2 protein-coding genes are annotated in these 7,142 nt (G+C 57.1%); one reads left to right on the forward strand and one right to left on the reverse strand.

Annotated features, from left to right (window positions below; all coding sequences use genetic code 11):
- Positions 1 to 135: 135 nt before the first annotated feature.
- Entirely contained in the window at positions 136 to 984 is an 849-nt protein-coding gene (locus tag AC0YNU_RS28240; RefSeq protein WP_475762544.1) for a helix-turn-helix transcriptional regulator, read from the forward strand.
- Positions 985 to 1,158: 174 nt separating this feature from the next.
- Here the strand turns inward: AC0YNU_RS28240 and AC0YNU_RS28245 are convergent, their stop codons facing one another.
- Positions 1,159 to 6,627, reverse strand: coding sequence for an S-layer homology domain-containing protein (locus AC0YNU_RS28245; protein WP_475762546.1), 5,469 nt, complete (start codon positions 6,625 to 6,627; stop codon positions 1,159 to 1,161).
- Positions 6,628 to 7,142: the final 515 nt, after the last annotated feature.

Consider the following 7,142-nt stretch of genomic DNA (forward strand, 5'->3'; position numbering starts at 1 on the left):
CTGAAAATCGCAATGCGAGCGGATGCCTGTATCGTGTATCATGAAAACAGGTTGTTTCTAGGGCATCGCAGCCTGCTCGGCACGATATAGCGCGGACTGCTGAATATATCTTGCCGTATGAAAGAGAGGGAACTCATGAGAGGCATCGATCTAATCGGCATACGCATTCCCCACTTGGAGGTCGGAAGCAGCGACAGCTTCCCGGACGGCTGGGTGCACGAGAAGACCGTTCCGTTCGGCATCGTGGCGCAGGCTACCTCCGGATCGTACGAGCTGCAGACGGAGTCGGGCACGTATACCGTCACGGGCTCGGAAGCGTTTCTGACGCCGGCGAACCTACCGCTGCGCATCACGCATATCGCCGATCCGGAGACCGGCGTCATGTCGGCGCGATTCGTGCATTTTCAGTTCTACGTCCTGGATACGTTCGACTTGTTTCACTTGTACGCGCTGCCGCCTGCGTGCGACGCCGAGACAGGACGACGCTTCGGGGAATTGATCGAAGCGATGCTGGCGCTGCGGGAGAACGAACCGGATGGCTCCTCGTCGATTGCGGTCATCGCGAAGAACAACGAGCTAGCCTATCGGCTGCTTTCTCTGCTGCTGGAGCTTGCGACGCCGACTGATCGAAGCGCCTCGTTGCTTAACGCCGCCCAGGAGCTGCAGCCGGTTCTGGCTTATATTCGCGATCATTGGGCGGATACGATCGATATCGACATGCTTCTCCGGAAGTTCGCGGGGTCGCGGTCCTTGTTGTTCCAGCTGTTCCGCAAGCAATTCCAGCAGTCGCCGATGGATTACGTGAAATCCACGCGTCTGAACGAAGCGTACCGGAAACTATGCACCACGGATCTGCCTGTGGCCGAGATCGCGCTGATGAGCGGATTCGCCAATTCCTTTCACTTCAGCCGCGAGTTCAAGACGAAGTTCGGAAAGACGCCGACGGAGGCGCGCCGAGCGAATCGGCTGTGGATGTCGCCTTGAGGCGGGGCAGGGATCATTGAATGACTGCCGCACGGCGGCGCGCACCGCATTCTTCCACCGCTCTCGGCCATGAAAAAAGGGGCGCCCGTTTGGACGCCCTTTCGTTCGCGAGCCAGCAATGTCTCGGCTTCACTCTATTCTTCTATTCTTTTACTCTTCTATTCATCTACTCTTTTACTTCACTTCATCCCCCACCGTGCTCTTCCATTGCTCGCTTCCGTCCGAATTGCGCACTGCTTCATGGGAAACAGTCGCTTCCTGGACATCGCCGAATGCCCAATGGGCGGCAGACACATCCGGGAAGAGCGGCGCGAGACCGGCGAGCGGTCCACGGTACAGCATGTGATTGATCAACGTCACCGCTTCGGAGCGGATGATGCCCTTTTGCGGGCGGAACGTGCCGTCCGGATACCCCACGAGGAAACCGCCGCGGAACAGTGCTTCGATCGACGCCTGCGCCCAGTGGCCCGATACGTCCGAGAAACGGCTCGCAATCGGCGTACGGGTATCCAGCTTGAGGAAGCGCGTCATGACAGCCGCCAGCTCGGCCCGGGTTACGGGCGCCTCCGGCCGGAAGGTGCCGTCCGCGTATCCCTTGAACAAGCCGTACTTGGTAACGATTCTGATGTAGTTGGCCGCCCAGTGGCTCGCCTTCACGTCCGTATAGGCGAGCGAATCGCTAAGCGACTTGTTCTCTGTCAACCGTGCGATAATCGCTGCCAATTCCGCTCGCGTCAACAAGTGGTTCGGCTTGAACTCGCCATCCGGATAGCCGAGAATGTAACGCTGATGCTTCAGCGCCTCGAAGCGGTTCGAGAAGACTTTCACGGCGATGGAATCCGTCGCCTTGGGCGCGTTCGCAGCCGCTCCGTTCAACGTGAATTCGCCCGTAATCGCATAGTCGGCCGTCTGCGCGGTCAACTGCGGCCAGCGAACGGTCAGCGTAAAGCTGCCGGTCTGTCCGCCGTTCAAATTATTGACAGCCCATGTAACGGTACTGCCGCTGACTTGACCGCCGCCGGCGTCGACGACCGTCACGCCTTCGGGAAGCTTCACGGTCACGTGGCCGGAGGCCGAAGTACCCGCTGTGCTATTCTGATAATCTACCTTCACCGTAGACTGACTTCCCTCTTCAACCAAGCCCTTGTCCACGGATAGATTCAGCGCAAGGTTAGGCTGAACGTCCGCCGCAGGGTTGTACGGCACGGTCACGATCGGCTTCAACGCCACGTCATGCTTGACGATCTCGGTGCCTACGCTGATCGTCGGACTCGTATACGTTTGATAACCGGATTTCTTGACGACGAGATAGTAGTCCGCATTCGGGAATACCATGTAAGCGTACAATCCGTGCTCGTCGGTCTGTTGGACAGGACTTGCGTTGCCGTTCGGCTCGAAGCCGGCCAACGGCGGGAGGACGACGCCCGCATTAGGCGTTTTGCCAGCGTCTATATTACGCTGCGTATTCGCGTAATAGAGCGTTACCTGCGCATCCTCGATGACGAGATGCGTATCGTTGTCCGTAACGGCGCCGTACGGATCGACCAACTCTTCGGAAATATGCAGTTCGCCGTCGTTGCTGACGGTCACGCTGCTGTGGCCGATCGTAATCTCGATCCCCGGTGCAAGCTCATAACGGATCTCGAGGCGATAAACGCCGGTCTCGAGTCCCTCTGCGCTGAATAACCCTTGTCCCTGCAGCGCGAAGGCTTTCGGATGCCCTTGACCATCCTCCACGTAATGCCCGTCCGCGTCTTTCAGATAGATGCTTGTCTTGCCGAGCATCGTGCTGTCAAGCAGAGCGCGCTCGCCATCCGGGTTCTTGAACAGGACGATCCCCGTCGCCGTATTCTCCGAATCGAAGCTCTCGCCGCCCGTGCCTCTAATCTCGCCGACAGCCGCAGTCTGCGTATACGTAATCGGCGTTTCGACGCCGCCTACAGTAACGTTCTGCGTGATCGCGATGCTGTATGCCCGATCGCCTTTCGGTACGGGAATTGAATACGCGCCATGCTCGTCCGTAACGGCCGTCACATCGAATTCCGGCGTGCCGTCGTTATTCTCGTCCAGCGTAATGCGCACGATGGCGCCCGGAACAGGCGCGTTCGTGCCGCCCTTCGTCACGATGCCGTTCACGGTCGCGGGCAGGAACGTAATCGTAATGACCTGCTCCGCGAAAATACCCCGCTCGAAGTCGCGCACGACGACCATTGCTTCCTCCGTCTTCGGAACGGTGCTGTTGATCGCCGGTGCCGTCAGCACGGATTCTGCTTTGCCTGCTGCGTCGGTAGTGGCTTCTCCATCGTTCAAAGCACCTGCCGTCGTCGTGAATCGAATCGTTGCGCCTTCTACGGGAGAATGGCCATCCTTGAGGATAAGCGTGGCCTGCAGCGTGCTCTTGGAATGGCCGTCCCCCACGATCTCAGCCGGATTCGCGCTGAGCGCGAGCGTTGCGTTATCCGGCAGCGTCAGATCCTTCTTCGTCGTCGTATCATTGACTAGCTCGATGTCGGCGCTCACCAACACCCGGCTCACAATTCGAGCCGCGACCTTGCGGCTTCCCGGCGTCAGCTGGCTGAACGCATATTTACCGTTCGCATCGGTCACCGTCGACGCGATCTGCTGTTCGCCATCGGCACTCAACAGAACGACGGTCATTCCCGCAACCGTGCCTCCCGTCGCGCTATAGACGACACCCTCCAAAGCGGCGCGCGTCGATGGAATCGCAACGAGTACGCTGTTCGAAGGGGATGACTCGCCTCCGCCGTTCGCCGCAGTCACCGTATACACGTGATCCTTGTCCGTCTCAAGATCGTTCATCGTATGCGTCGTCCCGTTAACAGGACCAGCCACGAGACCAACGCCTTCTTCATAGATATTGTAGAACGTCGCGCCCTCTACGGGATTCCACGAAAGCTTCGCGTCCGTGCCCGTTATCGCATCCAAAACAAGCACGATCTCGCCCGATGGCGCGAGCGGAAGCACCGGTCCGATCGGTTCGCTGAGTACCGCCGATCCAGGCGAAGAGCCCGTTACAGCAGCTGGCGTGACTTCGAAGAACAAATATTTCCCTTCATCCGACGGCTGTATCGTGTAAGAAGAGTCTGTCGCATTCGAAATCGCCGTCTTGCCCGTGCCGTCGCTGCTTGCTCCGCGATACCATTGGAACGCCGTACCTGTCGGCGTCTGATCTTCGGCATCCTCATCCGCATCGGAGTAGGTGTAAGAGCCCGTGACCGTTTGGCCGACTTTGGCCGTGCCTGCAATGTTCAGCTCGGATGCGGTCGGCGCTTCGTCACCGACTGCGCCGCTCGATACGGTCGAAGCCGGAAGTCCGGTTTTCGTGCCTGTTAGAGCAGCTGGCGTGACTTCGAAGAACAAGTACTTCCCGTAATCTCCCGCCGTGATTGTATATGTCTTACCTGTCGCGTTTGAAATGGCTGTCTTACCCGTGCCGTCGCTGCTTGCGCCGCGATACCATTGGAAAGACGTACCTGCAGGCGTCTGATCCTCAGCATCCTCATCCGCATCGGAGTAGGTGTAAGAGCCTGTTACCGTTTGGCCGACTTTAGCCGTGCCTGCAATGTTCAGCTCGGACGCAGTTGGTGCTTCGTCACCGACTGCGCCGCTCGATACGGTCGAAGCCGGAAGTCCGGTTTTCGTGCCTGTTAGAGCAGCTGGCGTGACTTCGAAGAACAGATACTTCCCGTAGTCGGCCGCCGTGATCGCGTACGTCTTCCCTGACGCATTCGAAATGGCTGTCTTACCCGTGCCGTCGCTGCTTGCGCCGCGATACCATTGGAACGCCGTACCCGCAGGCGTCTGATCTTCAGCATCCTCGTCCGCATCGGAATACGTGTAAGATCCCGTTACCGTTTGACCGATTTTCAACGTACCTGCGATGCCCAGATTTACTGCAGCCGGCGCAGTATCACCGACCGCTCCGCTCGAAACGGTCGACGCCGGAAGACCTGTCTTCGTGCCTGTCAGCGCCACCGGCATGACTTCGAAGAACAGATACTTGCCGTTATCTGCCGGCTTGATTGTATAGGTCTGACTTATTGCATTTGAAATAGCCGTCTTGCCCGTGCCAGTGCTGTCGTCAGCCCTGTACCATTGGAACGCCGTACCTGCCGGCGTCTGGTCCTCTTCATCCTCTTCGGCATCGGAGTAGGTATAGGAACCCGTTACCGTTTGACCGATTTTCAACGTTCCTGCGATGCCCAGGTTTACTGCAGCCGGCGCAGTGTCGCCGACCGCCCCGCTCGAAACGGTCAACGCCGGAAGACCTGTCTTCGTGCCTGTCAGCGCCACCGGCGTGACTTCGAAGAACAGATACTTGCCGTAGTCTGCCGCCGCGATCGTGTACGTCTTTCCTGTCGCATTCGAAATCGCTGTCTTGCCCGTGCCGTCGCTGCTTGCGCCGCGATACCACTGGAACGACGTACCCGCGGGCGTCTGATCCTCGGCATCCGTATTCGCGTCCGCGTATACGTACGTTCCGGTCACCGTCTGTCCGACTTTCAATGTTCCTGATATGCCGACCTGCTGTGCCGTAGGCGCCACATTCACGGACGCGGGAACTTTTTGGGTCGTAACCACGGAGGGTTCGGCAGGGTTTCCGTTGAAGCTCACGACGTTGGCCGTTGACGTGATCGTGCCATCCGCGAAAGTCGAGAGGTCCGCGATCACGGAGTACGTACCGTTCGCTTGAACCTCCGCCGTATAGTCGAGCGTATGGCCGACGGAATCCGCCAGCGAGATCGTCACCGTTTGGCCGGGCTCGGCCGACGTGGCGCCCGAGATCGTCACGGCGGCCAAATTATCTTCGCCCGGCGTCAGCACGCCGTCCGATCCGGCATTGATGACTTGCGTCAATGTCGGAGACGCTCCGTTCTGAACCGGTACGGGATTAGAGAAGGTGAATTCTGGGCCCGTAGCGCCAAAATTAATGGAAGACTGGCGCTGGCCGTTCGATGTGGCGTTTACCCCGATAACCACGTTCAACTTAGAAATCGGCGCACTGTAATCGGCGATGAAAGAGTCGTCGTTCCTGAACGGAATGTCCTGCACGGAAGACGCTATGCCCGTGAACCGCGTTCGTCCACTGTTACCCGGGCCGATTGTAAGACCGGTACTCTGGTCCACAATATATTGCTTGAAGCCCGAAGCTTCGTTATACTCCCGGAATCCGTTGCCGCCGTCGATATCCACGACAGTCATTTTGAAGTTCTTGAGACGGACGGGCTGACCATTCTTGTCGACGAAGTCGACTCTGAAGTTGACGTAGCCGTCACCGCCGCTCGTGCTCATGATGGGATTGAAACGCTCCGTGTTACTGCTACCGGAGTCGATGTCGTTAAGCGTTGCCTTGGAACTGATCTCCTCGATCGTTACCAGTGCATCTACCGTTGTCGAGTATACATCCGTGTACTTATATACAGCGCCTTGTTTAAGATTTTGCCCGGATACCTTTGTCGGCGCATCGAATTTCATAGCACTGTAATTGATATCCGCCAACGTCAGCGATCCAGTCGCGGCCTGAGCTGGCCGGTAACCTGCCGGCACAATCAGCGAGATCAGCAGGAGGCAGATGACCAGCCTCCGCATCGCGCCGAACCATTGCTTATTTCGTTCTTTCATTACGTCAATTCCTCTCTATTTACGGATTTCTCGTCCACTAGCCCTTGTCCCCTTGTTGGCACGCTGCCGCGCCTGTATTTCACTCCCTTCGACCGCCAAGGACTATAGCACTATTTTCCATTCGACAAACTTCTTCTCTCTCCTCTTTTTCTTCTAAATTTTAGTAATTAAATTAGTCCTAATGGCATAAATATGTCGAAATTTTGGACGGATAAGGTTCTTTAGAACCTGGTCACCCCCTCCCAGCGCATAGCAAAAAGCCGCTTTCATGCGAAAGCGGCTCAGCGTGTCGACAAAATCAAAAAATCGCGGAACTATTATTGGGTTGCTGTGTGCCTAACTAAACCAATAACCTCATGCTTGCGAGAATTAGCCTAACCCCCCTGCAGTTCTAACGGTAGTACTGGGTCTAGAATGAAAAGTGGACACCCGTTAAGAGAATTAACATAATGGTCTTAACAGGAGGTGTTCACATGGGTGAGCAGCGGCAAAGGTACACAGAGGAGTTCAAACGT

It is taken from the genome of Paenibacillus sp. J31P316, assembly GCF_056269105.1.